Source organism: Pseudomonas sp. Z2-11, assembly GCF_054161305.1.
In genome coordinates this window covers 4414557-4440166 of record NZ_CP096395.1, presented here as the reverse complement: position 1 = coordinate 4440166, position 25610 = coordinate 4414557, and the positions used below count along the sequence as shown (strand labels likewise).

27 protein-coding genes are annotated in these 25610 nt (G+C 62.7%); 25 read left to right on the top strand and 2 right to left on the bottom strand.

Annotated elements, in window-relative coordinates; all coding sequences use genetic code 11:
• Positions 1-4: 4 nt before the first annotated feature.
• The 14 genes from flhA (at position 5) to M1E16_RS19560 (ending at position 14410) form a co-directional block, all read left to right on the top strand.
• Positions 5-2134: a flagellar biosynthesis protein FlhA gene (flhA, locus tag M1E16_RS19625; protein ID WP_434572646.1), complete on the top strand. Its 2130-nt coding sequence runs from the start codon at positions 5-7 to the stop codon at positions 2132-2134.
• A gap of 11 nt (positions 2135-2145) precedes the next feature.
• Positions 2146-3495, top strand: coding sequence for a flagellar biosynthesis protein FlhF (gene flhF / locus M1E16_RS19620; protein ID WP_458128177.1), 1350 nt, complete (start codon positions 2146-2148; stop codon positions 3493-3495).
• Between the two features lie 116 nt (positions 3496-3611).
• A complete protein-coding gene (gene fleN / locus M1E16_RS19615; RefSeq protein ID WP_003184001.1) occupies positions 3612-4442 on the top strand; it encodes a flagellar synthesis regulator FleN in 831 nt (276 codons plus the stop codon).
• Entirely contained in the window at positions 4439-5182 is a 744-nt protein-coding gene (gene fliA / locus M1E16_RS19610) for an RNA polymerase sigma factor FliA (RefSeq protein WP_014337177.1), read from the top strand. Before fleN ends, fliA begins: the two co-directional genes overlap by 4 nt.
• A gap of 167 nt (positions 5183-5349) precedes the next feature.
• Positions 5350-5721 (top strand): chemotaxis response regulator CheY, encoded by a 372-nt coding sequence (locus M1E16_RS19605; RefSeq protein WP_003183998.1) that lies wholly within the window; start codon positions 5350-5352, stop codon positions 5719-5721.
• A gap of 18 nt (positions 5722-5739) precedes the next feature.
• Positions 5740-6525: a protein phosphatase CheZ gene (locus tag M1E16_RS19600; protein WP_434629252.1), complete on the top strand. Its 786-nt coding sequence runs from the start codon at positions 5740-5742 to the stop codon at positions 6523-6525.
• A gap of 30 nt (positions 6526-6555) precedes the next feature.
• Positions 6556-8808, top strand: coding sequence for a chemotaxis protein CheA (locus M1E16_RS19595; protein ID WP_458128176.1), 2253 nt, complete (start codon positions 6556-6558; stop codon positions 8806-8808).
• A gap of 48 nt (positions 8809-8856) precedes the next feature.
• Entirely contained in the window at positions 8857-9993 is a 1137-nt protein-coding gene (locus M1E16_RS19590; protein WP_458128175.1) for a protein-glutamate methylesterase/protein-glutamine glutaminase, read from the top strand.
• Complete coding sequence (locus tag M1E16_RS19585) at positions 9993-10733, top strand: flagellar motor protein (protein WP_434572657.1); 741 nt, start codon at positions 9993-9995, stop codon at positions 10731-10733. The genes M1E16_RS19590 and M1E16_RS19585 overlap by 1 nt, the downstream gene beginning before the upstream one ends.
• Before the next feature lie 15 nt (positions 10734-10748).
• On the top strand, positions 10749-11633 hold the full coding sequence (gene motD / locus M1E16_RS19580) for a flagellar motor protein MotD (protein ID WP_434572659.1): 885 nt from the start codon (positions 10749-10751) through the stop codon (positions 11631-11633).
• A 49-nt stretch (positions 11634-11682) separates the two neighbouring features.
• On the top strand, positions 11683-12474 hold the full coding sequence (locus M1E16_RS19575) for a ParA family protein (RefSeq protein ID WP_305499638.1): 792 nt from the start codon (positions 11683-11685) through the stop codon (positions 12472-12474).
• Between the two features lie 96 nt (positions 12475-12570).
• Entirely contained in the window at positions 12571-13455 is an 885-nt protein-coding gene (locus tag M1E16_RS19570) for a CheW domain-containing protein (protein WP_434572663.1), read from the top strand.
• 72 nt (positions 13456-13527) lie between these two features.
• Entirely contained in the window at positions 13528-14013 is a 486-nt protein-coding gene (locus M1E16_RS19565) for a chemotaxis protein CheW (RefSeq protein WP_003199144.1), read from the top strand.
• 1 nt (position 14014) lies between these two features.
• Positions 14015-14410 (top strand): DUF2802 domain-containing protein, encoded by a 396-nt coding sequence (locus M1E16_RS19560; protein WP_434601459.1) that lies wholly within the window; start codon positions 14015-14017, stop codon positions 14408-14410.
• Positions 14411-14955: 545 nt separating this feature from the next.
• Here M1E16_RS19560 and M1E16_RS19555 read toward each other — a convergent pair.
• Together M1E16_RS19555 and fliK are read right to left on the bottom strand one after the other, a co-directional pair.
• A complete protein-coding gene (locus M1E16_RS19555) occupies positions 14956-15285 on the bottom strand; it encodes an EscU/YscU/HrcU family type III secretion system export apparatus switch protein (protein WP_434629261.1) in 330 nt (109 codons plus the stop codon).
• Entirely contained in the window at positions 15282-16853 is a 1572-nt protein-coding gene (gene fliK, locus M1E16_RS19550) for a flagellar hook-length control protein FliK (RefSeq protein ID WP_458128174.1), read from the bottom strand. The genes M1E16_RS19555 and fliK overlap by 4 nt, the downstream gene beginning before the upstream one ends.
• 198 nt (positions 16854-17051) lie before the next feature.
• On the opposite strand from fliK, the gene ccmA reads away from it, so the two are divergent.
• The 11 genes from ccmA (at position 17052) to speE (ending at position 25584) form a co-directional block, all read left to right on the top strand.
• On the top strand, positions 17052-17687 hold the full coding sequence (gene ccmA / locus M1E16_RS19545; RefSeq protein WP_434629265.1) for a cytochrome c biogenesis heme-transporting ATPase CcmA: 636 nt from the start codon (positions 17052-17054) through the stop codon (positions 17685-17687).
• A complete protein-coding gene (gene ccmB / locus M1E16_RS19540) occupies positions 17684-18352 on the top strand; it encodes a heme exporter protein CcmB (protein WP_434572671.1) in 669 nt (222 codons plus the stop codon). The genes ccmA and ccmB overlap by 4 nt, the downstream gene beginning before the upstream one ends.
• Before the next feature lie 95 nt (positions 18353-18447).
• Positions 18448-19203 carry a heme ABC transporter permease gene (locus tag M1E16_RS19535; protein WP_434656498.1) on the top strand — a complete coding sequence of 252 codons (756 nt, stop codon included), beginning with the start codon at positions 18448-18450 and terminating at the stop codon, positions 19201-19203.
• Positions 19200-19376 carry a heme exporter protein CcmD gene (gene ccmD, locus M1E16_RS19530; protein ID WP_007939192.1) on the top strand — a complete coding sequence of 59 codons (177 nt, stop codon included), beginning with the start codon at positions 19200-19202 and terminating at the stop codon, positions 19374-19376. Before M1E16_RS19535 ends, ccmD begins: the two co-directional genes overlap by 4 nt.
• Positions 19373-19834, top strand: a complete 462-nt coding sequence (gene ccmE, locus M1E16_RS19525; protein ID WP_458128173.1) for a cytochrome c maturation protein CcmE — start codon at positions 19373-19375, stop codon at positions 19832-19834. Before ccmD ends, ccmE begins: the two co-directional genes overlap by 4 nt.
• A 3-nt stretch (positions 19835-19837) precedes the next feature.
• Positions 19838-21826, top strand: coding sequence for a heme lyase CcmF/NrfE family subunit (locus M1E16_RS19520; RefSeq protein WP_458128172.1), 1989 nt, complete (start codon positions 19838-19840; stop codon positions 21824-21826).
• Entirely contained in the window at positions 21823-22359 is a 537-nt protein-coding gene (locus M1E16_RS19515) for a DsbE family thiol:disulfide interchange protein (protein ID WP_095963989.1), read from the top strand. Before M1E16_RS19520 ends, M1E16_RS19515 begins: the two co-directional genes overlap by 4 nt.
• Positions 22356-22829: a cytochrome c-type biogenesis protein gene (locus M1E16_RS19510; RefSeq protein ID WP_434601454.1), complete on the top strand. Its 474-nt coding sequence runs from the start codon at positions 22356-22358 to the stop codon at positions 22827-22829. The genes M1E16_RS19515 and M1E16_RS19510 overlap by 4 nt, the downstream gene beginning before the upstream one ends.
• Positions 22822-24024 (top strand): c-type cytochrome biogenesis protein CcmI, encoded by a 1203-nt coding sequence (ccmI, locus tag M1E16_RS19505; RefSeq protein WP_458128171.1) that lies wholly within the window; start codon positions 22822-22824, stop codon positions 24022-24024. Before M1E16_RS19510 ends, ccmI begins: the two co-directional genes overlap by 8 nt.
• 14 nt (positions 24025-24038) lie before the next feature.
• Complete coding sequence (locus M1E16_RS19500; protein WP_305499657.1) at positions 24039-24446, top strand: hypothetical protein; 408 nt, start codon at positions 24039-24041, stop codon at positions 24444-24446.
• A 262-nt stretch (positions 24447-24708) separates the two neighbouring features.
• Positions 24709-25584, top strand: coding sequence for a polyamine aminopropyltransferase (gene speE, locus M1E16_RS19495; RefSeq protein WP_305499658.1), 876 nt, complete (start codon positions 24709-24711; stop codon positions 25582-25584).
• Positions 25585-25610 lie beyond the last annotated feature (26 nt).

The following is a 25610-nucleotide window of genomic DNA, read 5'->3' as shown; positions in this document are numbered from 1 at the left end:
ATTGGTGGATCGCTCTCAGTTATTCAGCACCGCACGCAGCAACGTAGCCGACCTCAGCCGGGGGAATCTGGGTGTGCCGCTGTTGCTGCTGGTCATGCTCGCCATGATGATGCTGCCGATACCGCCGTTCCTGCTCGACGTGTTCTTCACGTTCAACATTGCGCTGTCCATCGTGGTACTGCTGGTCTGCGTATACGCTCTGCGGCCGCTGGATTTCGCGGTGTTTCCAACCATCCTGCTGGTCGCCACGCTGATGCGCCTGGCGCTGAACGTGGCGTCCACTCGCGTGGTCATGCTCCACGGCCAGGACGGCCACGCTGCCGCCGGTAAGGTGATCCAGGCCTTCGGTGAAGTGGTGATCGGCGGTAACTACGTGGTCGGTATCGTGGTTTTCGCCATCCTGATGATCATCAACTTCGTTGTGGTGACCAAGGGTGCCGGGCGGATTTCCGAGGTGAGCGCGCGTTTCACCCTCGATGCGATGCCCGGCAAGCAGATGGCGATCGACGCCGACCTCAACGCCGGCCTGATCGATCAGAACCAGGCCAAGGCTCGTCGTCTTGACGTGGCTCAGGAGGCCGAGTTCTACGGTTCCATGGACGGTGCGAGCAAGTTCGTGCGTGGCGACGCCATCGCCGGCCTGCTGATCCTGTTCATCAACCTCATCGGCGGGATGGCCGTCGGTATCTTCCAGCATGGTATGACGTTCGGTGATGCTGGCAGGGTTTACGCCTTGCTGACCATCGGTGACGGTTTGGTGGCGCAATTGCCATCACTGTTGTTATCCACAGCTGCCGCGATCATGGTGACCCGTGCTTCGGGCTCCGAAGACATGGGCAAGCAGATCAATCGCCAGATGTTCGCTTCGCCCAAGGCCCTGGCCGTGGCGGCCGGCCTGATGGCGGTGATGGGTATCGTGCCGGGCATGCCCCACGTGTCGTTCCTGAGCATGGCTGCCCTGGCTGCCGGTGGCGCCTACCTGTTCTGGAAAAAGCAGAACGGGCAAAAGGTCCAGGCGCTGGAAGAGGTCAAGCGTCAGCAGGAACTGCTGCCATCGCCGGCGCGGGCCATGGAAACCAAGGAGTTGGGTTGGGACGATGTGACGCCGATCGACATGATCGGCCTGGAAGTCGGCTACCGCCTGATCCCACTGGTCGACCGCAACCAGGGTGGTCAACTGCTGGCCCGGATCAAGGGCGTGCGCAAGAAGCTGTCCCAGGACCTGGGCTTCCTGATGCCCACCGTGCATATCCGCGACAACCTCGATCTGGCCCCAAGCGCCTATCGCCTGACGCTCATGGGCGTGATCCTGGCCGAAGCCGAGATCTATCCTGACCGCGAGCTGGCGATCAACCCAGGACAGGTCTACGGTTCGCTCAACGGTATTACCGCCAAGGATCCGGCTTTCGGCCTGGAAGCGGTGTGGATCGAAATCAGCCAGCGGGCCCAGGCGCAATCGCTCGGTTATACCGTGGTAGACGCCAGCACCGTGGTGGCGACCCACTTGAACCAGATTTTGTATAAGCACTCCAGCGAGCTGATCGGCCACGAGGAAGTCCAGCAATTGCTGCAAGTACTGGCCAAAGGCTCGCCAAAACTGGCCGAGGAGCTGGTGCCGGGCGTGGTGTCGCTGTCGCAGTTGCTCAAGGTGTTGCAGGCGCTGTTGGCCGAACAGGTCCCGGTGCGCGACATTCGCAGTATCGCCGAAGCCATCGCCAACAACGCTTCGAAGAGTCAAGATACCGCCGCGTTGGTCGCTGCGGTGCGGGTCGGCGTATCCCGCGCAATCGTCCAAAGCATTGTAGGCACTGAGTCTGAGCTGCCTGTGATCACTCTGGAGCCAAGGTTGGAACAGATATTGCTCAATAGTCTGCAGAAGGCAGGACAAGGCTCGGAAGAGGGTGTTCTGCTGGAGCCAAGCATGGCCGAGAAGCTGCAGCGTTCGTTGATCGAAGCAGCCCAGCGGCAAGAGATGCAAGGCCAACCGGTGATCCTGCTGGTGGCCGGTCCGATTCGCGCGATGCTCTCGCGGTTCGGTCGCCTCGCGGTCCCGGGGCTGCATGTGCTGGCGTACCAGGAAATACCGGACAACAAGCAAGTGACCATCGTTGCGACAGTAGGGCCCAACGGCTGAGGTAGTGGTTTATGCAAGTGAAGCGTTTTTTTGCCGCCGATATGCGTCAGGCCATGAAGCTGGTACGTGACGAGCTGGGCGCTGAAGCAGCCATCATCGGTAATCGCCGGATCGCCGGCGGTGTCGAGCTGACGGCTGCCCTGGATTACAAATTGTCGGCGCTGGCCCCGCGGGTTCCGAACATGGAGCTTGAGGATGAGCTGCGCAAGACCCAGTCGCGCATCGCCAGCGCCCAGGCCGAACTGAGCCTGCGCAGCAGCGAAGGCGAAGGCAGCGCGGGGACCAATCGTCAATTGTTCGCCGGCCAGCCACTGACGGCCGGCCTGCCGCTGACCGCTGCCGAACCGCTGATCGAGCCAGCCCAGGCCGAGCCGCGTCGTCCGGCACCGGCGCCAGCCGCGCCAGCCGCGGGTGTCGACCCACGTGCCCTGGACTCGATGCGCTTTGAACTCAACAGCCTGCGTGAGCTGATGGAAGTCCAGCTTGGCTCGTTGGCCTGGAACCAGCTGCAAGGCAGCCGTCCGGCCCAGGCCAACCTGTGGCGTCGCCTGCAACGCATCGGCTTGTCCGGCCCGTTGTCCCGCGACCTGCTGGCACTGGTCAACGATATCGAAGAACCTCGCCAGGCTTGGCGCATGCTGTTGGCGCACCTGGCGCGGATGATCGCCACGCCGGAAGTCGAGCCGCTGGAAGAGGGCGGGGTGATTGCCATGGTCGGCCCGGCCGGCATGGGCAAGACCACCACCCTGGCCAAGCTCGCCGCCCGTTATGTACTCAAATACGGCGCCCAGAGTATCGCCCTGGTGAGCATGGACAGTTTCCGCATCGGCGCCCAGGAGCAACTCAAGACCCTGGGCCGGATCCTCAACGTGTCGGTGACCCATGTTGATCCGGGCCAATCGCTGGCCCAGGCGCTGGAACCACTGCTGCGCAAGCGCGTCGTGCTGATCGACACCGCCGGCCTGCAAGCCAGCGATCCGGCCCTGCGCATGCAGCTGGAAAGCCTGGCCGGGCGTGGCATCAAGTCAAAAAATTATCTCGTGTTGGCAACCACCAGCCAGAAACAGGTTCTAACCGCCGCATACCACAGCTACAAACGCTGCGGGCTGGCCGGTTGCATCCTGACCAAGCTGGACGAAACGGCAAGCCTGGGCGAGGTGTTGAGCCTGGCGATCGGTCATGAACTACCGGTGGCCTACCTGACCGACGGGCCGCGGATCCCGGATGATTTGCATCTGCCGCGCCGTCATCAACTGGTCAGTCGTGCCGTGAGTGTGCAAATGCAGGAAGAACCCAGCGACGAAGCCATGGCTGACATGTTCGCTGACATCTACCACAGCCCGACCAAGCAGGTCGGCTGAGGTAATCATGAATATTTTTTGTACCTACATCGATGGTCTGCCATGCATTGTTCCGTATGCGAACGCGCAGCCAGTAATGTGGCCTCCGTCTAAGTAAGACAAGGTAAAGAACGAACATGGGCAGCATGCATCCCGTACAGGTGATCGCGGTGACCGGCGGCAAAGGTGGCGTCGGGAAGACTAACGTGTCAGTGAACTTGTCCCTGGCTCTGGCAGAGCTTGGCCGACGGGTCATGCTGCTGGACGCCGACCTGGGCCTGGCGAACGTCGACGTGCTGCTGGGGCTCACCCCCAAGCGCACGCTGGCGGACGTGATCGAGGGCCGCTGCGAACTGCGCGACGTGCTCCTGCAGGGACCTGGCGGGATTCGCATCGTGCCGGCCGCCTCCGGTACCCAGAGCATGGTTCACCTGACCCCGGCGCAGCACGCCGGCCTGATCCAGGCTTTCAGCGACATCGGCGACAACCTCGATGTGCTGGTGATCGACACGGCCGCCGGTATCGGTGACTCGGTGGTCAGTTTTGTCCGCGCCGCCCAGGAGGTCCTGCTGGTGGTCTGCGACGAACCGACCTCCATCACCGATGCCTACGCCCTGATCAAACTGCTCAACCGCGACTATGGCATGAACCGCTTCCGCGTCCTGGCCAACATGGCCCAGAGTCCGCAGGAAGGACGCAACCTGTTCGCCAAGTTGACGAAGGTCACGGATCGCTTCCTGGACGTCGCCCTACAATATGTCGGCGCAGTGCCTTACGACGAAAGCGTACGCAAGGCTGTCCAGAAGCAACGTGCCGTCTATGAAGCTTTTCCACGTTCCAAATGCGCGCTGGCGTTCAAGGCTATCGCCCAGAAGGTCGATACCTGGCCGCTGCCGGCCAACCCTCGCGGGCATCTGGAATTTTTCGTCGAGCGTCTCGTGCAACAAACGGCAGGGCCCGTGTTATGACAGCCAGCGGTTACAACCATCTCTACAAAAAATCGGCACGGGACGCCCAGTACGAACTGATCGAGCGTTATGCGCCGTTGGTCAAGCGCATCGCCTATCACTTGCTGGCACGCTTGCCGGCCAGTGTTCAGGTCGAAGACTTGATCCAGGCGGGTATGATCGGCCTGCTCGAAGTGTCGAACAAATACGACGCGAGCAAGGGCGCCAGTTTCGAGACGTATGCCGGTATCCGGATTCGCGGAGCGATGCTCGATGAAGTCCGCAAGGGCGACTGGGCGCCGCGTTCGGTGCACCGCAATACCCGTATGGTCAGTGACGCGATCCGTGCGATTGAAGCTAAAACCGGGCGTGACGCTAAAGATCACGAAGTTGCGGCCGAACTCCAGTTGAGTCTCGATGATTATTACGGGATTTTGAACGATACCTTGGGCAGCCGCCTGTTCAGTTTCGACGACCTTTTGCAGGACGGCGAGCACGAAGGGCTGCACGAGGACAATGCGAGTGCTCACATGGAGCCGTCGCGTGACCTGGAAGACGAACGTTTCCAGAGCGCGCTGGCGGATGCGATTGCCAATTTGCCGGAGCGTGAGCGACTGGTCTTGGCGCTGTACTACGACGAAGAGCTGAACCTCAAGGAAATCGGTGAGGTCCTGGGGGTCAGCGAATCGCGGGTCAGCCAGTTACACAGCCAGTGCGCGGCCCGCTTGCGGGGGCGTTTGGGGGAGTGGCGAGCGCGCTGACAGGCAGTGTGGGGACGCTGCGAGCGGGGCTGGCATGGCATGTGCCGGGCCAGTCTCCATCCGTGGGACTCCATACAGTTGTCGAGTGTTGTGCCGGATTGATTGAAATGGCGCGTCCAGGTGCTGGGCGCGTTTAAGACTGCTTGGAGGTCGAATTGGACAAGAACATGAAAATCCTCATCGTTGATGACTTCTCAACGATGCGGCGGATCATAAAAAACCTGTTGCGTGACCTCGGGTTCACCAACACGGTCGAGGCTGACGATGGCACCACTGCCATTCCAGTCCTCAACAGCGGGAGCATCGACTTTCTGGTGACTGACTGGAACATGCCCGGCATGACCGGTATCGACTTGCTGCGCCACGTGCGCGCCGATGAAAAACTCAAGCACCTGCCGGTGCTGATGGTCACCGCCGAAGCCAAGCGCGAGCAGATCATCGAAGCGGCCCAGGCCGGTGTAAACGGCTATGTGGTCAAACCCTTCACGGCCCAGGCGTTGAAAGAGAAGATCGAAAAAATCTTCGAACGCATCGGTTAACGGCGCCACGGGGGAGCTATGGACAACGAATCTTCAATGGGCGATTTCGAATCGACCCTGAAAAAACATGCCCGCGAACTGGTCGACAGCCTTGAAAAGGGCCGCTTCGGTGACGCGGTTCAAATGATTCATGAGCTCAACCAGACCCGTGACCGCGGTCTGTACCAGGAAGTCGGCAAGCTCACCCGTGAACTGCACAGCGCGATTGTCAATTTCCAGATCGATCCGAACATGCCACAGGCCGAGGAAGTCTCGCAGATCACCGACGCCACCGAGCGCCTGGGGTATGTGGTCAAGCTGACCGAAGCCGCGGCCAACCGCACCATGGACCTGGTGGAAAGCGCTACTCCGCTGGTCAACGGCCTGAGCGAGGAAGCCCAGGCGTTGAGTACCGATTGGGGGCGCTTCATGCGTCGCGAAGTCGGTGCCGAGGAGTTTCGCGAGCTGGCCCGTCGGGTCGACGGTTTCCTGACGCGCAGCAGCAGCGAAAACCGCGCCGTGGCGAGCAATCTCAATGACATCCTGCTGGCCCAGGACTACCAGGACCTGACTGGCCAGGTGATCAAGCGCGTGACCCAGTTGGTCACCGAAGTGGAAAGCAATTTGCTCAAACTGGTGCTCATGGCTAGCCAGGTCGATCGCTTTGCCGGCATCGAACACGACCGTGAGGCGATGCTTGCTGAAAAAGATCCACAAAAACATCTCTCTCAGGGTGAAGGTCCGCAGATTCATGCCGATAAAAGAGAAGACGTTGTGTCCGGTCAGGACGATGTGGACGATTTGCTGTCCAGCCTTGGATTTTGAGTTTTAGCCCTATTTTAGGAGCAGCCATTAATGAGCTTCGGCGCCGATGAAGAGATCCTTCAGGATTTCCTGGTTGAGGCCGGCGAGATTCTAGAGCAACTGTCCGAACAGCTGGTCGAGCTGGAAAGCCGACCTGATGATGCGGATCTGCTCAATGCAATTTTTCGCGGTTTCCACACTGTAAAAGGAGGCGCCGGCTTCCTCCAGCTCAATGAGCTGGTGGAGTGCTGCCACATTGCCGAAAACGTGTTCGACATCCTGCGCAAGGGTGAGCGTCGCGTTGACTCGGAATTGATGGACGTCGTGCTCGAAGCGCTGGATGCGGTCAACAGCATGTTCAGCGAAGTGCGCGAGCGTTCGCCGATCACCCCCGCCACGCCTGAGCTGCTCGCTGCGTTGGCGCGGCTGGCCGAGCCGCAGTCGGCTGACGAAGCCGCGCCGGTTGCCGAGGCTGTGGCTGAAGAGCCGGTTGCCGAGGAATCGGGTGACATTACCGATCACGAATTTGAATCGCTGCTGGACTCGCTGAGTGCCGTCAAGGCACAGGCCGAGGCTCCGGCCGCACCCGCCGCAACCGCTGCGCCAGCCGCTGCCGCCGGCGGTGATGAAATCACCGACGCCGAGTTCGAGTCGTTGCTCGACCAGCTCCACGGCAAGGGCCAGTTCGCTCCTGATGCCGTTGCCGCCCCGGCGGCCCCGGCCGCGCCAAAGGCTGCGGGGGATAACTCCGACATCACCGACGACGAATTCGAAGCATTGCTCGACCAGTTGCACGGCAAGGGCACCTTTGCCGTCGATGCGCTGGATTCGGCCATCGCTGCTGCGCCAGCCCCGGCCAAGCCAACCGCGGCCGCCGCCGGTGGCGACCTGATCAGCGACCACGAATTCGAATCCCTGCTCGACGAATTGCACGGCAAGGGCAAGTTCAGCGAAGTCGGCACGGCCACCGCCGCGCCTGCCGCCGCCACTGCTGCGCCGGCCGCCAAGGCCGCGCCCAAGCCCGCTGCCAAGGCACCGGAGCCGAAGGCCGAGACACCCAAGCCTGCCGCCGCCGCAGCGCCGGCACCAGCCCGTGCGCCGTCTGCGCCGCCTGCGGAGAAACCGGCCAGCGAAGCCGAGACCACCGTTCGGGTCGACACCGCGCGCCTGGACGAAATCATGAACATGGTCGGCGAACTGGTGCTGGTGCGTAACCGCCTGGTGCGCCTGGGCCTCAACAGCCAGGACGAAGCGATGTCCAAGGCCGTGTCGAACCTCGACGTGGTCACGGCTGACCTGCAGACCGCGGTCATGAAGACCCGGATGCAGCCGATCAAGAAAGTCTTCGGGCGCTTCCCGCGCCTGGTTCGTGACCTGGCTCGCCAGCTCAAGAAAGAAATCAACCTGGAGCTGGTGGGTGAAGAGACCGACCTCGACAAGAACCTTGTCGAGGCCCTGGCCGACCCGCTGGTCCACTTGGTTCGCAACGCGGTCGACCATGGCATCGAGTCGCCGGAAGAGCGCGAGGCCTCGGGCAAGGTCCGCAGCGGCAAGGTGATCCTGGCCGCCGAGCAGGAGGGCGACCACATCCTGCTGTCGATCTCCGACGACGGCAAGGGCATGGACCCGCACGTACTCCGGGCGATCGCGGTGAAACGCGGCGTGATGGACAAGGACGCGGCCGATCGCCTGAGCGACACCGAGTGCTACAATCTGATTTTCGCTCCGGGCTTCTCGACCAAGACCGAGATCTCCGACGTGTCTGGTCGTGGCGTGGGCATGGACGTGGTGAAAACCAAGATTTCCCAGCTCAACGGCTCGATCAACATCTACTCGACCAAGGGCCAGGGCTCGAAAATCGTCATCAAGGTCCCGTTGACCCTGGCGATCATGCCGACCCTGATGGTGATGCTGGGCAACCAGGCCTTCGCCTTCCCGCTGGTCAACGTCAACGAGATCTTCCACCTCGACCTGTCGCGCACCAACGTGGTCGACGGCCAGGAAGTGGTCATCGTGCGGGACAAGGCGCTGCCGCTGTTCTACCTCAAGCGCTGGCTGGTCAGCTCCGCCGCCCATGTCGAGCAGGGCGAGGGCCACGTGGTGATCCTTTCTGTGGGCACCCAGCGGATCGGCTTCGTCGTCGACCAACTGGTGGGCCAGGAAGAAGTGGTCATCAAGCCGTTGGGCAAGATGCTCCAAGGCACCCCGGGCATGTCCGGCGCCACCATCACCGGCGACGGCCGCATCGCGTTGATTCTCGATGTGCCTAGCATGCTCAAGCGCTACGCCGCCCGGCGTATTTGATTCTGGAGGGGTGCGGCCTGGCGCCGCGCCTCGTCTAACGGAGTGTTTATGGTAGTTAAAGTCCTGGTGGTGGACGATTCGGGGTTCTTCCGCCGCCGCGTCTCGGAAATTCTTTCGGCGGACACCAGCATTCAGGTCGTCGGTACGGCGACCAACGGCAAAGAGGCGATCGATCAGGCGCTGGCGCTCAAGCCGGACGTGATCACCATGGACTATGAGATGCCGATGATGGACGGCATCACGGCGGTGCGGCATATCATGCAGCGCTGCCCGACCCCGGTATTGATGTTCTCGTCCCTGACCCATGAAGGCGCCCGTGTCACCCTCGATGCGCTGGACGCCGGGGCGGTCGACTTCCTGCCGAAGAATTTCGAAGACATCTCGCGCAACCCGGACAAGGTCCGCCAGTTGCTGTGCGAGAAAGTCCACAGCATTTCCCGCAGCAATCGCCGGGTCAGTGCCTACAGCGCACCGGCGCCCGCGCCGGTTGTTGCGCCGACGTCCGCGCCCGCGTCTGCATCCGCGTCAAGCAGCTTCAATCCGGCCCCGGTTCGCAGTGCTCCGGCACCTGCACCGGCGCGCTCGGCACCGGCCAGCGCAGCGTCGCCAGCACCCAAGCGCAAGGCCTACAAACTGGTTGCCATCGGTACGTCCACCGGCGGTCCGGTGGCGCTGCAGCGGGTCCTGACCCAACTGCCGGCGAATTTCCCGGCGCCCATCGTGCTGATCCAGCACATGCCCGCGGCATTTACCAAGGCATTTGCCGAGCGTCTGGACAAACTCTGCCGCATCAGCGTCAAGGAAGCCGAGGACGGCGACATCCTGCGGCCGGGCCTGGCGCTGTTGGCGCCGGGTGGCAAGCAGATGATGATCGACGGCCGTGGCGCGGTGAAAATCCTGCCAGGTGACGAGCGTCTCAACTACAAGCCTTGCGTGGACATTACCTTCGGTTCCGCGGCGAAATCCTACGGCGACAAAGTTCTGGCGGTGGTCCTCACCGGCATGGGCGCCGACGGTCGCGAGGGCGCGCGCCTGCTCAAGCAGGGCGGCAGCGCGATCTGGGCCCAGGACGAGGCCAGTTGCGTGATCTATGGCATGCCCATGGCAATCGTCAAGGCCGACCTGGCCGACGCGGTCTACAGCCTGGACGACATGGGTAAACATCTGGTCGAGGCGTGCCTGTAATGGACGTGCTCAGCCTGATCGGCATCATCATGGCGTTCGTCGCCATCATTGGTGGCAATTACCTGGAAGGCGGTCATCTCGGCGCGTTGGCCAACGGCCCGGCCGCGTTGATCGTGATCGGTGGCACCGTAGGCGCTGCGCTGTTGCAGTCGCCGATGAGCGCCTTCAAGCGCGCCATGCAGGTATTGGTGTGGATTCTGTTCCCGCCGCGGGTCGACCTGGCCGGCGGCATCGACCGCGTGGTGAACTGGAGCCTGACCGCCCGCAAGGAAGGTCTGCTGGGTCTGGAAGGGGTGGCCGACGCCGAACCCGACAGCTACTCGCGCAAGGGTCTGCAGTTGCTGGTCGACGGCGCCGAGCCGGAAGCGATCCGCAGCATCCTGGAGGTGGATTTCTACACCCAGGAAAGTCGCGACATCGAAGCGGCGAAAGTCTTCGAAAGCATGGGCGGCTATGCGCCGACCATCGGCATCATCGGTGCGGTGATGGGCCTGATCCATGTGATGGGCAACCTGGCCGACCCGTCGCAGCTGGGCAGCGGCATTGCCGTGGCCTTCGTCGCTACCATCTATGGTGTGGCGAGCGCCAACCTGGTGCTGCTGCCGATCGCGGCCAAGCTCAAGTCCATCGCCATGCGCCAGTCGCGCTACCGCGAAATGCTGCTGGAAGGGATCCTGTCGATCGCCGAAGGTGAAAACCCGCGCTCCATCGAATTGAAGCTTCAAGGCTTCATGGACTGATGGGAGACATGGAACATGGCACGTCGCAGACATCGTGAAGAACACGTCAACCATGAACGCTGGCTGGTTTCCTACGCCGACTTCATCACGTTGCTGTTCGCTTTTTTTGTGGTCATGTATTCGATCTCCTCGGTCAACGAGGGCAAGTACAAGGTCATTTCCGAAGCGTTGATTGGCGTTTTCACTGATTCGGACCGTGCTCTCAAGCCGATTCCCATCGGCGACGAACGCCCGAAGACGACGACCCCGGCCAAGCCGTTGGTCAAGGACAGCGAGCAGGTCGATGCTGGCATTGCCGGTGGCAGCGATCCGTTGAAAAGCATTGCCGACGACATCAGCGCGGCGTTCGGCGACCTGATCAGCTCCAACCAGATGACCGTGCGCGGCAATGAGTTGTGGGTCGAGATCGAGCTCAACTCCAGCCTGCTGTTCGGTAGCGGCGACGCGATGCCCAGCGACATGGCGTTCAATATCATCGATAAGGTCGCGGCGATCCTGAAACCGTTCGACAACCCGATCCACGTCGAAGGTTTCACCGATGACCAGCCGATCCGCACCGCGCAGTACCCGACCAACTGGGAGCTGTCGTCAGCCCGTTCGGCGAGCATCGTGCGCATGCTTGCCATGCAGGGCGTCAATCCCGGACGCCTGGCCTCGGTGGGGTATGGCGAGTTCCAGCCGGTGGCCAACAACGCCACCGCCGAAGGGCGCGCGCGCAACCGGCGGGTAGTGCTCGTGGTGTCGCGCAACCTTGATGTCCGGCGCAGCCTGACCGGTACCGGCACCGCCAATGCAAAACCCGATGCGGCATTGAAGCGGGCTGGCACACAAACTGCACCGACCCCGGTCAAGTCGCCGGAAAGACAGAACGCCGTCAATTCTCCGTCACCGGCTTTATAACCGAGCTATTTCTCGGTCGAACCCGTTTCGACCGGGAGGAACGATCCGAATGAGAGTCTGGGCAGTCGCCAATCAAAAAGGTGGTGTGGGCAAAACCACATCCTCCATCGCTTTAGCCGGTTTGCTGGCCGAGGCGGGCAAGCGCGTGGTCATCGTCGATCTGGACCCCCACGGCTCGATGACCAGCTATTTCGGCTACGATCCCGATAGCCTGGAGCACAGCAACTACGACTTGTTCCTGCACAAGGGCAGCGTGCCCGAGGGCCTGCCGGGCCAGTTGTTGCTGTCTACCAGTGACGAGCGGATTTCCCTGTTGCCATCGAGCACGGCCCTGGCCACCCTGGAGCGCCAGTCGCCCGGGCAGGGCGGCCTGGGCCTGGTGATCGCCAAGAGTCTGGCGCAGCTGTGGCAGGATTTCGATTACGCAATCATCGACAGCCCACCATTGCTCGGGCTACTGATGGTCAACGCCCTGGCCGCGAGCCAGCAACTGGTGATACCGGTGCAGACCGAACACCTGGCTGTCAAAGGCCTGGAGCGCATGGTCAACACCCTGGCGATGGTCAACCGCTCGCGCAAGCAATCCCTGGCGTTCAACATCGTGCCGACCCTGTTCGACCGTCGCACCCAGGCTTCCCTCGGTACCCTGCGCGTGCTGCGCGATATGTACCCGGACGACATCTGGCAAGGTTATATCCCGGTCGATACGCGTCTGCGCGATGCCAGCCGCGCCGGCGTGACCCCTTCGCAATTCGATGGCAAAAGCCGTGGCATCCTGGCCTATCGCGCGCTTCTCAAGCATTTGCTGGCCCAGCAGCTCGTTCCGCAGCAGGTGGCTTGAAGTGACGAAGTTTTCCACAGCCGTTGTGCTTGCTTGCGGGCGCTCAAGTCCTGACGTATCCATGCCGATAACCTTTTCAAGTGGCGCACAGTTCTCATGAACCGCCCGATCAAGACAACCTCGCGTCCGCAACTGGCCTTGCAGTCCTACCTGGACGGGCTCCTGCAGGAAGCGACCGAAGAATTGCCAGCGCCGCCGAGCGCGGCCGAGGCGTTGCCCGAGCCCGTCGTCGAAGCCGAAGCTGAAGCTGTACTGGACGAGTTCCAGGCGGCCGTGCTCGAAGAGCAGGCCCGTGATGCACGGATTTCCATGACTGCCGCAGCGGTCGAGGCGCCGCTCGTCAAGCCGAAGGTGGCCGTGATGGAAGCGCCCGCGCCGATCCTGGCGCCGGTCTCGACCGTTGCACCGTTGTTGCAGGGCCTGGTGACGCCGGTAGTCGAAATCCACTTGCCGCCGCCGAGCAACACACCGCCGCCGGTGCAGGGCGACGACCGTCCGGCCTGGGCCGCCGAGCCGTTCGAGTGTCTGTTGTTCGATGTGGCCGGGTTGACCCTGGCGGTGCCGCTGGTGTGCCTGGGATCGATTTATTCCCTGGCGGGGCAGGAATTGACGCCGTTGTTCGGCCAGCCGGAATGGTTCCTCGGGATCCTGCCGAGCCAGGCCGGCAACCTGAAGGTGCTGGACACCGCGCGCTGGGTCATGCCGGACCGTTATCGCGATGATTTTCGCCAGGGCCTGCAATACGTGATTTCAGTGCAAGGCTACGAGTGGGGATTGGCGGTGCATCAGGTCAGCCGTTCGCTGCGCCTGGACCCGAACGAAATCAAATGGCGCAGCCATCGAGGACAACGGCCATGGCTGGCCGGTACGGTGATCGAACACATGTGCGCCTTGCTGGACGTTTCCGAACTGGCGGAGCTGATCGCCAGCGGCGGGGCAAAACACCTGGGCGGCAGCAAGCCGGTCCAGAAACCGAAATAAGACAACCGGGGGCGCAGGGCGCCGCCGGACAGAACACACACCGCCACAGGCGGTTTTTCGAGGGGTCAGGGTATGAATGATAAGGCGTCGTCTCAAAAGGGTTCTGAAGATCCGATTCTGCAATGGGTGACCTTCAAGCTCGATAACGAAACCTACGGCATCAACGTGATGCGCGTTCAGGAAGTGCTGCGCTACACCGAAATCGCCCCGGTTCCAGGTGCGCCAAGCTATGTGCTGGGGATCATCAACCTGCGTGGCAACGTGGTCACCGTGATCGATACCCGTCAACGCTTCGGCCTGATGAACGCCGAGATCAGCGACAACACCCGGATCGTCATCATCGAAGCCGACAAGCAAGTGGTTGGCATCATGGTCGACAGCGTCGCCGAAGTGGTTTACCTGCGTCAGTCGGAAATCGAAACCGCGCCGAACGTCGGTAACGAAGAGTCCGCCAAGTTCATTCAGGGCGTGTGCAACAAGAACAACGAGTTGCTGATCCTGGTTGAACTGGACAAGATGATGAGCGAAGAAGAGTGGTCGGAACTGGAGAGTATCTGATTTGATTCTTGAGGTAGCAGTCATTGTCCTGTTCCTTTTCTGGGCAGGCACGCTGGCAATGTTCGTGTCCTATATACGCGGCCAGCGGCAAATCGCCGCTCAGCAGGCCCAGGGCGATGCGCTGCGCGATCAGCGCATCCGCGACCTGGCCAAGCGCGTCGACGACTATCAGAACGGCACCGTGCGCATGGGCGAAGCGCTCCATGAGCTGCGTGCCGTGGTCGGGCCATTGCCGGACAAACTGGCGCAGCTGGAACAGCGCGACCCCTCCAGCCTGTCCTTCGCCCAGGCCGCCCGCCTGGTCGGCATGGGCGCCAGCGTCGACGAACTGACCCAGGCGTGTGGTCTGACCCAGGCCGAAGCGGAATTGATGAGCAAGTTGCACAAGGGCGGCTGAAGCTATTTCTCCCCCTGAACCCTGTGGGAGCGAGCCTGCTCGCGAAAGCGGCGTGACAGTCAATAAAGATGTTGACTGACCCGACGCCTTCGCGAGCAAGCTCGCTCCCACAGGTTTTTCTGATGTTCAGAAATAGTCATTCCTACCCAGACCCCGTGGCGAGGGAGCTTGCTCCCGCTGGGTCGCGCAGCGGCCCCAGGCTTTTTGCGGCCGCTGCGCAGCCGAGCGGGAGCAAGCTCCCTCGCCACGGGGGTAGCGTCGTGGCTGGTCAGTAACCATTCCCGTGTCCCGCGACTTCTGTGTGGGAGCGAGCCTGCTCGCGAAAGCGGCGCGACAGTCAATAAAAATGCTGACTGACCGGACGCCTTCGCGAGCAGGCTCGCTCCCACAGGTTTTTCTGGCGTTCAGAAATAGTCATTCCTACCCAGACCCCGTGGCGAGGGAGCTTGCTCCCGCTGGGTCGCGCAGCGGCCCCAGGCTTTTGCGGCCGCTGCGCAGCCGAGCGGGAGCAAGCTCCCTCGCCACGGGGGTAGCGTCGTTGCTGGTCAGTAATCATCCCCGCGGTCCGTCACGTCCTTTTCGACATCCGGCGCGTGGGGGTCGAAGCCTTGGGGGAATTTGCCCTTCAGGTTCCAGGCAAAGGCAATGATCTCGGCGATTGTGCGGTACAGCTCCTCGGGGATGCTGTCGCCCAACTCCAGCCGCGCCAGCAATTTCACCAATTCGGCGTTTTCATAGATCGGCACTTCGCTTTCCCGGGCGATGCGCAGGATTTCCTCGGCCAGGGCTTCGTCGCCCTTGGCGGTGAGGGTGGGGGCGTGGTGGCCGTCGTACTTGAGTGCGATGGCCTGGCGGGGTTCGGTATGGGTTGTCATGCGGTTTCGTCCACCCAGCGTTGATCCAGTCGGGTCTTGGGCCCCTGGGGCGGGGTGCCGAGGTGGCAATCCAGGTCGCCGACGTTCAGCCCGCATGTCACCAGGCGCTCGCGCAGGGCGGTCAGGTTGCTTTCGATCAGGCTTGCCGTGTACGGCCTTTGCGCCCACAACTGGCTGGACAGGCTGCCGCCGAGCAACTGGGCCTGAATCTGCAACGGGCCCAGCGGCTCCATGTCGAACGCCAACTCGACCCTCCACAATTGCTGTTTCGCTTCGCGTGGTTCGCGGCGCTCGTCCGGCTGCTCCCGGGCAGGGGTTTCCTCGCGTTGGAACTTGACCTGCAATGGCACGATGTCCTGCAGGTTGCGCATCGGGATCTCCAACTGCCAGGTGCTCATCAGCCGGCCATCGTCGGTCAGTCCGGTCTGCTCCAGGCTCGATAACTGGTGGCTTTGCAGGCGCGAGACAGCGGCTGCGGCCAGACGCAACAGGTGCTCCAGATCGCCTTCTTCGTCCTGGCCTTTGAGCAGGCGTGAGGGCAGCGGAAAACTCGTGGGTTGCGGCTTGGCGCTGACCTGGCCAAGCATCCCCAAGGCACTGCGCACGAAGTTGGGCAGCGCCTGGGCCAGGGTGTTGGCGGCGATGATGGCGCTGAGATTGGTGGAAGCGGGCAGGGCCGGTGTCAGTTGGGCGATCAGTTTCAGCAGGTCGCCTTTCATGTCCGGGACGAGGCTCGGCGGCTGCCCGGCGAGGAGTTTGCTCTCCAGGAACATGCCGCTGGCGACCATGGCCTGGGCCAGGCCCTTGGGTGTGCTCAGTTGTTGGACGTCTGGCAGACCGGCCAACAGGCGCGTTACCGCCGCGCGCAGCTCGGGGCCGGCGTCGTCGCTGGCGGGAAGGTTTTGCAGGGCGGTGAGCAAGCTGTCCAGCGAACCCTGGCGGCTCACCTGCGTAACCAGTTGCTGGCTGACCGCCAATTGTTCCTGGCGGTTGCTCAGGGGGACGAATTTCAAGGTCTGCGCATCCTGCACCTGAGCGCTCAACAACGTGCCGATGCGCAGGGGCTGGGGACTGTCGATGTCCAGGGTGCTGCCGGCCTGGACGGTGTTGAGCAAACTCACCAGCGAGCGAAATACCGCCGCTTGCCCTGGCAACTGCGGCAGCGCCTGGCTGGTCAGGACTTTGCCCTGCAACAAGGTGCCCACGGGCAATTGCGCAGTGTCGATGCGGGTCAGGGTGGCGACACTGGACGCGAGCGCCTGTTGCACGGTGATCGCCAGGTTGCTGGCGGACGGCTGGGTCACGGCCAGGCTGGTGCCTTGCGGCAACGGCTGGGCGCTGGTGGCCTGCACCGTGGCCTGCCGGCCGCTTTCCAGGGTCAGCTTGAGCAACAGCTGGAAGGCCTGGTCCGCCTGCTTGAGTGACAACACCTCGGCCTTGGCTGTCTGGCCCGGGCCGATCAGCCCCTCGGCCGGCGCCAGCAACTTGAGCAGCTCGCCAGTCACTGCCGGCATACGTGTCGTTGCCGTGGGCTGGGGCAGCGGCGGGATGTTCATGTCGCCTGTCATCTGCGGTCTTACCTTGGGGAAATCAGCGCTCTTTGGAGCGAGGCTTCACATGTATAATGCCGCCCGCCTTCCAGAGAGCGGCGAAAATCTTGCAATTGTTTGACGCAGCTCTGTGGAACGGGCCGTCAATGCATCTATGCTGCATCACTTTAACGGCCGCTGCACTGCCGACTTGAACCGTATAAGGCCCGCGATCCCTTGACCAGTCCTCTCTTGCAAACCATCGGCCTCGCCTGCGAGCGAGACCTGCGGCTGCTTTTCGAAAATCTCGAATTGAGACTCTCGCGTGGCGATATGGTGCAAGTCAGTGGCCCCAACGGCAGCGGCAAGACCAGCCTGTTGCGCCTGCTGGCCGGGTTGATGCAACCCACCGCGGGCCAGGTGCTGCTCAACGGCCAGCCCCTGGACAGCCAGCGCAGCGAACTGGCCCGCAACCTGCTCTGGATCGGCCATGCCGCCGGTATCAAGGATCTGCTGACGCCGGAAGAAAACCTCAGCTGGCTGTGCGCCTTGCACCGGCCGGCCGGTCGCGAGGCGATCTGGCAGGCCCTGGCGGCGGTAGGTCTGAAGGGTTTCGAGGATGTGCCCAGCCACACACTGTCGGCCGGCCAGCAGCGCCGCGTGGCCCTGGCCCGTCTGTACCTGGACAGCCCGCCGCTGTGGATTCTCGACGAACCCTTCACCGCACTGGACAAGCAGGGCGTCGCGCAGCTCGAAGAACACCTGGCCCGGCATTGCGAGAGCGGCGGCATGGTGCTGTTGACGACCCATCACACGTTGACCCGGATGCCCGCCGGCTATCGCAGCATTGACCTGGGGAACTGGGCGGTATGAGCGTCTTTGGCCTGTTGCTTGCCCGTGAAGCGCGCCTGCTATGTCGGCGTCCGGCTGAACTGGCCAATCCGCTGGTGTTTTTTGCGATCGTCATCGCGTTGTTCCCTCTGGCGGTCGGTCCGGAGACTCAATTGTTGCAAACCTTGTCGCCGGGACTGGTCTGGGTGGCCGCGCTTTTGTCGGTCCTGCTCTCGCTGGACGGGCTTTTCCGCAGTGATTTCGAAGACGGTTCCCTGGAACAGTGGGTCCTTTCGTCGCACCCCCTGGCCCTTCTGGTTTTGGCCAAGGTACTGGCACACTGGGTTTTTTCCGGCCTGGCGCTGGTGCTGCTCTCGCCGCTGCTTGCGATGATGCTGGGCTTGCCCGCCGCGTGCATGCCGGTGCTGCTGCTGTCACTGTTGCTCGGCACGCCGGTGCTGAGCCTGCTCGGCGCGGTGGGTGCGGCGCTGACGGTAGGGCTCAAGCGTGGCGGCTTGTTGCTGGCGCTGCTGATCCTGCCGCTGTACATACCGGTACTGATCCTCGGCAGTGGCGCCTTGCAAGCGGCGCTGCAAGGCCTGCCGGCAACCGGTTATCTGCTGTGGCTTGGGAGCCTGACCGCCCTGGCGATAACCCTGACACCCTTTGCAATAGCCGCTGGCCTGAAGATCAGCGTCGGCGAATAATAATGCGGCCTGGTCAGGAATTGACCACTTCCACTGGAAGCGAAGGCTGACCTGGCGGCTCGTGAAGACGAGCCGCAACCGTGATGGAAACTGCAATGAACTGGACCTGGTTTCATAAGCTCGGCTCACCCAAGTGGTTCTACGGCATCAGCGGCAAGATGCTGCCTTGGTTGAGTATCGCCGCCCTGTTGCTGATCGGCATCGGCCTGGTCTGGGGCCTGGCTTTCGCGCCGCCGGACTACCAGCAGGGCAACAGCTTTCGCATTATCTATATCCATGTTCCGGCGGCGATGCTCGCCCAGTCGGTCTACGTGATGCTGGCGATCTGCGGTGTGGTCGGGCTGGTGTGGAAGATGAAGCTGGCCGACGTCGCGCTGCAATGCGCAGCGCCCATCGGTGCCTGGATGACCGCCGTGGCGCTGGTCACCGGGGCAATCTGGGGCAAGCCGACCTGGGGTTCATGGTGGGTCTGGGATGCACGACTGACGTCGATGCTGATCCTGCTGTTCCTGTACTTCGGTCTTATTGCGCTGGGCAACGCCATCAGCAATCGTGACAGCGCGGCCAAGGCCTGCGCGGTGCTGGCGATTGTCGGCGTGATCAACATCCCGATCATCAAATACTCGGTGGAATGGTGGAACACCCTGCATCAGGGCGCGACCTTCACCCTCACCGAAAAACCGGCGATGCCGGTCGAGATGTGGTTGCCGCTGCTGCTGACCGTGCTGGGTTTCTACTGCTTCTTCGGCGCGGTGTTGCTGCTGCGCATGCGCCTCGAAGTACTCAAGCGCGAAGCCCGCGCCAGTTGGGTGAAAGCCGAAGTACAGAACAGCCTGGAGGCCGCTCGATGAGTTTCGCGTCATTCGGCGACTTCCTCGCCATGGGCCATCACGGCCTGTATGTCTGGTCAGCCTATGGCATCTGCCTGGCGGTGCTGGCCCTCAACGTGGCGGCGCCGATCCTGGCCCGCAAGCGGTATCTGCAACAAGAGGCGCGTCGTCTGCGTCGGGAGAACGGTCAGTGAATCCGCTGCGCAAAAAACGTCTTGTCATCATCCTGGCGATCCTGGTCGGCGTCGGCGCGGCGGTCGGCCTCGCTCTCAGCGCCTTGCAACAGAACATCAACCTGTTCTACACCCCGACCCAGATCGCCAATGGCGAAGCGCCCAAGGATACGCGCATCCGCGCTGGCGGCATGGTGGAGCAGGGCTCGCTGATGCGTTCCGGTGATTCGCTGGACGTGAAGTTCAACGTCACCGACTTCAACAAGACCGTGACCATCACCTATCGCGGCATCCTCCCGGATCTGTTCCGCGAAGGGCAGGGCATCGTTGCCTTGGGCAAACTCAACGCCGATGGCGTGGTGGTGGCCGACGAAGTGCTGGCCAAGCACGATGAGAAATACATGCCGCCGGAAGTGACCAAGGCCCTGAAAGACAGCGGCCAGTCGGCGCCCGCTCCCGCTCCCGTGAAGGAGGGTTGATCGATGAATGCCGGTCTGTTTATTCCTGAGCTGGGCCATCTGGCGATGATCCTGGCCCTGTGTTTTTCCCTGGTCCAGGCGGTTGTGCCGTTGCTTGGTGCCTGGCGTGGCGACCGCTTGTGGATGAGCCTCGCCCAGCCGGCGGCATGGGGGCAGTTTGCATTCATGCTGTTCGCGTTCGGCTGCCTGACCTACGCGTTCATGGCCGACGATTTTTCCGTGGCCTATGTCGCCAGCAACTCCAACAGCGCCTTGCCCTGGTACTACAAGTTCAGCGCGGTGTGGGGTGCCCACGAAGGTTCGTTGCTGCTCTGGGCGTTGATTCTTGCCGGCTGGACCTTCGCGGTGTCAGTGTTCTCCCGACAGTTGCCGCAAGTGATGCTGGCCCGGGTGCTTGCGGTGATGGGCATGATCAGCATCGGTTTCCTGCTGTTCCTCATCCTCACGTCAAACCCGTTCGAGCGCATCCTGCCGCAAGTGCCGATGGACGGCCGCGACCTCAACCCGTTGCTTCAGGACATCGGTCTGATCGTCCATCCGCCGATGCTCTACATGGGCTACGTCGGCTTTTCCGTGGCCTTCGCGTTCGCCATCGCCGCTTTGCTCGGTGGTCGCCTCGACGCCGCGTGGGCGCGCTGGTCGCGGCCATGGACCATTGTCGCCTGGGCCTTCCTCGGGATCGGCATCACACTCGGGTCGTGGTGGGCCTATTACGAACTCGGCTGGGGCGGCTGGTGGTTCTGGGACCCGGTGGAGAACGCCTCCTTCATGCCATGGCTGGTCGGCACGGCGCTGATCCACTCCCTGGCCGTCACCGAAAAACGCGGTGTGTTCAAAAGCTGGACCGTGCTGCTGGCGATCGCGGCGTTCTCGCTGAGCCTGCTCGGGACCTTCCTGGTGCGCTCCGGCGTGCTGACCTCGGTGCATGCCTTCGCCTCGGACCCCGAGCGTGGCGTATTCATCCTGATGTTCCTGCTGTTCGTGGTCGGCGGTTCGCTGACGCTGTTCGCCCTGCGTGCACCCGTGGTGAAAAGCCAGGTCGGCTTCAACCTCTGGTCCCGGGAAACCCTGCTGCTGGGCAATAACCTGGTGCTGGTGGTGGCGGCGTCGATGATCCTCCTCGGAACCTTGTATCCGCTGGCGCTCGATGCGTTGTCCGGCGCCAAGCTGTCGGTCGGCCCGCCGTATTTCAACGCACTGTTCATCCCGTTGATGGCGATCCTGATGGTGGTGATGGCGATCGGTATGCTGGTGCGCTGGAAGGACACGCCGGTCAAATGGCTGCTGGGCATGCTCACGCCGGTGCTGCTCGGCACCGCCGCCCTGGCCGTGGTGTCGGGCATCGCTTATGGCGACTTCAACTGGGCGGTGCTGGCGACATTCGTGCTGGCGGCGTGGGTATTGCTGGCGGGCGTGCGGGATATTTTCGACAAGACTCGCCATAAAGGCCTTGTCAAAGGTCTGCCGACCCTGACCCGCAGTTACTGGGGCATGCAGCTCGCCCACCTGGGGATCGCCGTCTGCGCCCTCGGTGTGGTGCTGTCCAGCCAGAACAGCGCCGAACGCGACCTGCGCCTGGCACCGGGCGAGTCCATGGACCTGGGCGGTTATCAGTTCGTTTTCGAGGGCGCCAGGCATTTCGAAGGTCCGAACTTCACGTCCGACAAGGGCACCGTGCGGGTCATTCGCGACGGCCAGGAGATCACCGTGCTGCACCCGGAAAAACGCCTCTACACCGTACAGAACTCGGTGATGACCGAAGCCGGGATCGACGCCGGTTTCACCCGCGACCTCTACGTGGCGCTGGGCGAACCCCTCGGTGATGGCGCCTGGGCGGTACGCGTCCACGTCAAGCCGTTCGTACGCTGGATCTGGTTCGGTGGCTTGCTCACCGGCCTGGGCGGCGTGTTGGCTGCGCTGGATCGACGCTATCGGGTCAAAGTGAAAACCCGGGTGCGCGAAGCCCTGGGCGTGACGGGAGCCACTGCATGAAACGTTGGTTGATGGTGTTGCCGCTGGCACTGTTTCTGGTGATGGCGGTGTTCTTGTACCGCGGGCTTTACCTGAACCCGTCCGAATTGCCCTCGGCGATGATCGGCAAACCGTTTCCGGAGTTCTCCCTGCCATCGGTACAAGGCGACAAGACCCTGACTCGCGCCGACCTGCTGGGCAAGCCGGCGTTGGTCAACGTGTGGGGCACCTGGTGCATTTCCTGCCGGGTCGAACATCCGGTGCTGAACAAACTGGCCCAGAACGGCGTGGTGATCTACGGCGTCAACTACAAGGACGTCAACGCCGATGCCTTGAAGTGGCTTGCCGAGTTCCACAACCCGTATCAACTGGACATCCGTGACGAGGAGGGCACCCTCGGCCTGAACCTGGGCGTCTACGGTGCGCCGGAAACCTTCTTTATCGACGCCAAGGGCATCATCCGCGACAAGTTCATCGGGGTGATCGACGAGCAGGTCTGGCGCGAGAAGCTGGCCGGCAAATATCAGGCACTGGTGGACGAGGCCAAGCCATGAAGCGCTGGTTGATTGCCGCCATCCTCGGCTTGAGCCTGGCGGGTGTGGCTCACGCCGCCATCGACACCTACGAATTTGCCAACGATGCCGAGCGCGAGCGGTTTCGCGAACTGACCAAGGAACTGCGTTGCCCCAAGTGTCAGAACCAGGACATCGCCGACTCCAACGCGCCGATTGCCGCCGACCTGCGCAAGGAGATCTTCCGCATGCTCGGCGAGGGCAAGGACAACCAGCAGATCATTGACTTCATGGTCGATCGCTACGGTGAGTTCGTGCGCTACAACCCGGCGCTGTCTTCCAAGACCGCGCTGCTCTGGTTCGGCCCCGCCGGGCTGCTGCTCGGTGGTTTCGTCGTCATCGCGGTGATCGTGCGTCGCCGCCGGGTCCAGCGCACTGCCGCCCCGGACACGCTTTCTGTCGAAGAGCGCCAGCGCCTCGACCAACTGTTGGATAAAACCAAGCATGATTGATTTCTGGCTCGCCGCAGGTCTGCTTCTCCTGGTTGCCCTGAGTTTTCTGTTGATCCCCGTGTTGCGTGGCCGCCGCGCCCAATTGGAAGAAGACCGTACTGCGCTGAACGTGGCGCTGTACCAGGAGCGCGTCGCCGAACTGCAGGCCGAGCGGGAGGAGGGCGTGCTCAACGCCGCGCAACTGGACACCGGTCGCGCCGAGGCCGCCCGTGAATTGCTCGCCGACACCGAGGGCGCCGAGGCGCCGCGCGAATCGCGACTGGGCAAGCCGTTGCCGCTGCTCGCGGCGGTGTTGGTGCCGGTATTGGGCCTGGCGCTGTACCTGCATTTCGGCGCAAGCGACAAGGTCGAGCTGACCCGTGAATTCGCCCAGGCGCCCAAGTCCATGGAAGAAATGACTTTGCGCCTGGAGCGCGCGGTGGTGGCACAACCGGATTCCGCCGAAGGTTTGTATTTCCTCGGGCGGACCTACATGGCGCAGGATCGGCCGGCGGATGCGGCAAAGATCTTCGAGCGCACCGTGGCACTGGCCGGCCGCCAGCCCGAGCTGCTCGGACAGTGGGCCCAGGCGCAGTATTTTGCCGACGGCAAGAAATGGTCGGACAAGGTCCAGGCCCTCACCGACGAGGCGCTGAAGCTCGATCCGAAGGAAGTCACCAGCCTCGGCCTGTTGGGCATCGCCGCGTTCGAAGGCGAGCGCTATCAGGAGGCGATCGATTATTGGGGCCGCCTGCTGGCGCAGTTGCCCGAAGGCGACAAGTCGCGGGAGGCGTTGCAGGGGGGCATCACTCGCGCCACCGAGAAGCTGCAAGCCAATGGCGGCAAGGTTGCCCAAGCGCCGGCCGCCAAGCCTGCGGCGCTGCTCAAGGTCCGTGTCGAGCTCGATCCGGCCCTAAAAGCCAAGGTGCAGCCGGGCGACAGCGTGTTCATTTTCGCTCGCGCCGTGTCCGGCCCGCCCGCGCCGTTGGCGGCCAGGCGCCTGACCGTCGCCGACCTGCCGGCCAGCGTCGAGCTGGGTGACGCTGATGCGATGATGCCGCAGCTGAAACTGTCGAACTTCCCTGAAGTCCAACTGGTGGCGCGCATCTCCCGAGCCGGCCAACCCACCGCCGGCGAGTGGATCGGTCGCAGCCAGCCCCTGGCGAGCAGCACCACGGCGCTACAACAATTGATTATCGACAGTCCGGACCAATGACAGGAATTCGCACCATGACCGCCATCGCTCGTATGACCCTGCTCACCCTCGTCCTGGGCCTGAGCGCTTGTGCGGTCCAGCGTCCACCGGAGCCTTCGGCGCCATTGCCACCGATTCCGCCTTCGACGCCGACCACCAAACCAGGCCCGTCGACCGCGCCCGGCAAACCCGTGACCCCGAACAAACCGGCCAAGCCGCTGCCGCGCACCTCCGCCAGTTTCGCTCCACCACCAGGCGGCAACAGCCACTGGGACGCCAAGCTCGGGGTCTATGTGCTGGACAAGCAGCCCAACACGTTCTATCGCCAGCGCACCTATTATCGTTGGAACAACGGCTGGAGCCGCTCCGTCAGCCCGAACGGCCCGTGGGAAGAAACCACTATCGAAGGCGTACCGGCGGGGCTCGGACAGAAGTTTCACTGAAGCCCATTGCCGGCCCTTGTGGCGAGGGAGCTTGCTCCCGCTGGGCTACGAAGTAGCCCTGAGCTTTCCTCGGTATTTCAGCCAGGCCTGCCCAGTTCTTCCGGGGGCTGCTGCGCAGCCCAGCGGGAGCAAGCTCCCTCGCCACGAAGGTTGCGTTGCGGCGTCAGACAGTAGAAGGTTCGACCTGTCATCCCCAGCGTCGTAGAATGCGCGCCTTTGCGAGCCTTAACTGGCCAACGCGTATTGATCGGAGCACCTGACCATGACGACCACCCCGACCGGCGACTACCTGGAAACCCTCTACGAAGGCTATGGCCAGCGTTTTCGCATGGACAAGCTGCTGCACGAAGTGCGCACCGAGCACCAGCACCTGGTGATTTTCGAAAACCCGCGCATGGGCCGGGTCATGGCCCTGGATGGTGTCATCCAGACCACCGAAGCCGATGAATTCATCTATCACGAGATGCTCACCCACGTACCCATCCTCGCTCATGGCGCCGTCAAGCGCGTGCTGATCATCGGTGGCGGTGACGGCGGCATGCTCCGTGAAGTGACCAAGCACGTTGGCATCGAACACATCACCATGGTCGAGATCGATGGCACGGTGGTGGACATGTGCAAGGAGTTCCTGCCCAACCACTCCAAGGGTGCCTACGACGACCCGCGGCTGAACCTGGTGATCGACGATGGCATGCGTTTCGTCGCCACCACCCAGGAGAAATTCGACGTCATCATTTCCGATTCCACCGACCCGATCGGCCCGGGCGAAGTGCTGTTCTCGGAAAACTTCTACCAGGCTTGCCATCGCTGCCTGAACGAAGGCGGGATCCTGGTGACCCAGAACGGCACGCCGTTCATGCAACTGGGCGAAGTGCAGACCACCGCCGGACGCTTGCACGGCCTGTTCGCCGACTGGCATTTCTACCAGGCCGCTGTGCCGACCTACATCGGCGGCGCCATGACCTTCGCCTGGGGCTCGACTGATACCGCTCACCGCAAGCTTTCTCGCGAAACCCTGCGCGAGCGCTTCATTGGCAGCGGTATCGTGACGCGCTACTACAACCCCGAGATCCACCTGGGCGCGTTCGCCATGCCGCAGTATGTGCTGCAGGCGATCAACAAGCCGAGCAACGACTGAAGCCCCGCAATTGAGGCGAGATCCTT

What these genes read in the sequence shown, in the direction of transcription:
- flhF (WP_458128177.1), top strand. Translation starts at nt 2,146, where the DNA reads ATGCAAGTGAAGCGTTTTTTTGCCGCCGATATGCGTCAGGCCATGAAG.
- fleN (WP_003184001.1), top strand. Translation starts at nt 3,612, where the DNA reads ATGGGCAGCATGCATCCCGTACAGGTGATCGCGGTGACCGGCGGCAAA.
- fliA (WP_014337177.1), top strand. Translation starts at nt 4,439, where the DNA reads ATGACAGCCAGCGGTTACAACCATCTCTACAAAAAATCGGCACGGGAC.
- M1E16_RS19605 (WP_003183998.1), top strand. Translation starts at nt 5,350, where the DNA reads ATGAAAATCCTCATCGTTGATGACTTCTCAACGATGCGGCGGATCATA.
- M1E16_RS19600 (WP_434629252.1), top strand. Translation starts at nt 5,740, where the DNA reads ATGGACAACGAATCTTCAATGGGCGATTTCGAATCGACCCTGAAAAAA.
- M1E16_RS19595 (WP_458128176.1), top strand. Translation starts at nt 6,556, where the DNA reads ATGAGCTTCGGCGCCGATGAAGAGATCCTTCAGGATTTCCTGGTTGAG.
- M1E16_RS19590 (WP_458128175.1), top strand. Translation starts at nt 8,857, where the DNA reads ATGGTAGTTAAAGTCCTGGTGGTGGACGATTCGGGGTTCTTCCGCCGC.
- M1E16_RS19585 (WP_434572657.1), top strand. Translation starts at nt 9,993, where the DNA reads ATGGACGTGCTCAGCCTGATCGGCATCATCATGGCGTTCGTCGCCATC.
- motD (WP_434572659.1), top strand. Translation starts at nt 10,749, where the DNA reads ATGGCACGTCGCAGACATCGTGAAGAACACGTCAACCATGAACGCTGG.
- M1E16_RS19575 (WP_305499638.1), top strand. Translation starts at nt 11,683, where the DNA reads ATGAGAGTCTGGGCAGTCGCCAATCAAAAAGGTGGTGTGGGCAAAACC.
- M1E16_RS19570 (WP_434572663.1), top strand. Translation starts at nt 12,571, where the DNA reads ATGAACCGCCCGATCAAGACAACCTCGCGTCCGCAACTGGCCTTGCAG.
- M1E16_RS19565 (WP_003199144.1), top strand. Translation starts at nt 13,528, where the DNA reads ATGAATGATAAGGCGTCGTCTCAAAAGGGTTCTGAAGATCCGATTCTG.
- M1E16_RS19555 (WP_434629261.1), bottom strand. Translation starts at nt 15,285, where the DNA reads ATGACAACCCATACCGAACCCCGCCAGGCCATCGCACTCAAGTACGAC.
- fliK (WP_458128174.1), bottom strand. Translation starts at nt 16,853, where the DNA reads ATGACAGGCGACATGAACATCCCGCCGCTGCCCCAGCCCACGGCAACG.
- ccmB (WP_434572671.1), top strand. Translation starts at nt 17,684, where the DNA reads ATGAGCGTCTTTGGCCTGTTGCTTGCCCGTGAAGCGCGCCTGCTATGT.
- M1E16_RS19535 (WP_434656498.1), top strand. Translation starts at nt 18,448, where the DNA reads ATGAACTGGACCTGGTTTCATAAGCTCGGCTCACCCAAGTGGTTCTAC.
- ccmD (WP_007939192.1), top strand. Translation starts at nt 19,200, where the DNA reads ATGAGTTTCGCGTCATTCGGCGACTTCCTCGCCATGGGCCATCACGGC.
- M1E16_RS19520 (WP_458128172.1), top strand. Translation starts at nt 19,838, where the DNA reads ATGAATGCCGGTCTGTTTATTCCTGAGCTGGGCCATCTGGCGATGATC.
- M1E16_RS19515 (WP_095963989.1), top strand. Translation starts at nt 21,823, where the DNA reads ATGAAACGTTGGTTGATGGTGTTGCCGCTGGCACTGTTTCTGGTGATG.
- M1E16_RS19510 (WP_434601454.1), top strand. Translation starts at nt 22,356, where the DNA reads ATGAAGCGCTGGTTGATTGCCGCCATCCTCGGCTTGAGCCTGGCGGGT.
- ccmI (WP_458128171.1), top strand. Translation starts at nt 22,822, where the DNA reads ATGATTGATTTCTGGCTCGCCGCAGGTCTGCTTCTCCTGGTTGCCCTG.
- M1E16_RS19500 (WP_305499657.1), top strand. Translation starts at nt 24,039, where the DNA reads ATGACCGCCATCGCTCGTATGACCCTGCTCACCCTCGTCCTGGGCCTG.
- speE (WP_305499658.1), top strand. Translation starts at nt 24,709, where the DNA reads ATGACGACCACCCCGACCGGCGACTACCTGGAAACCCTCTACGAAGGC.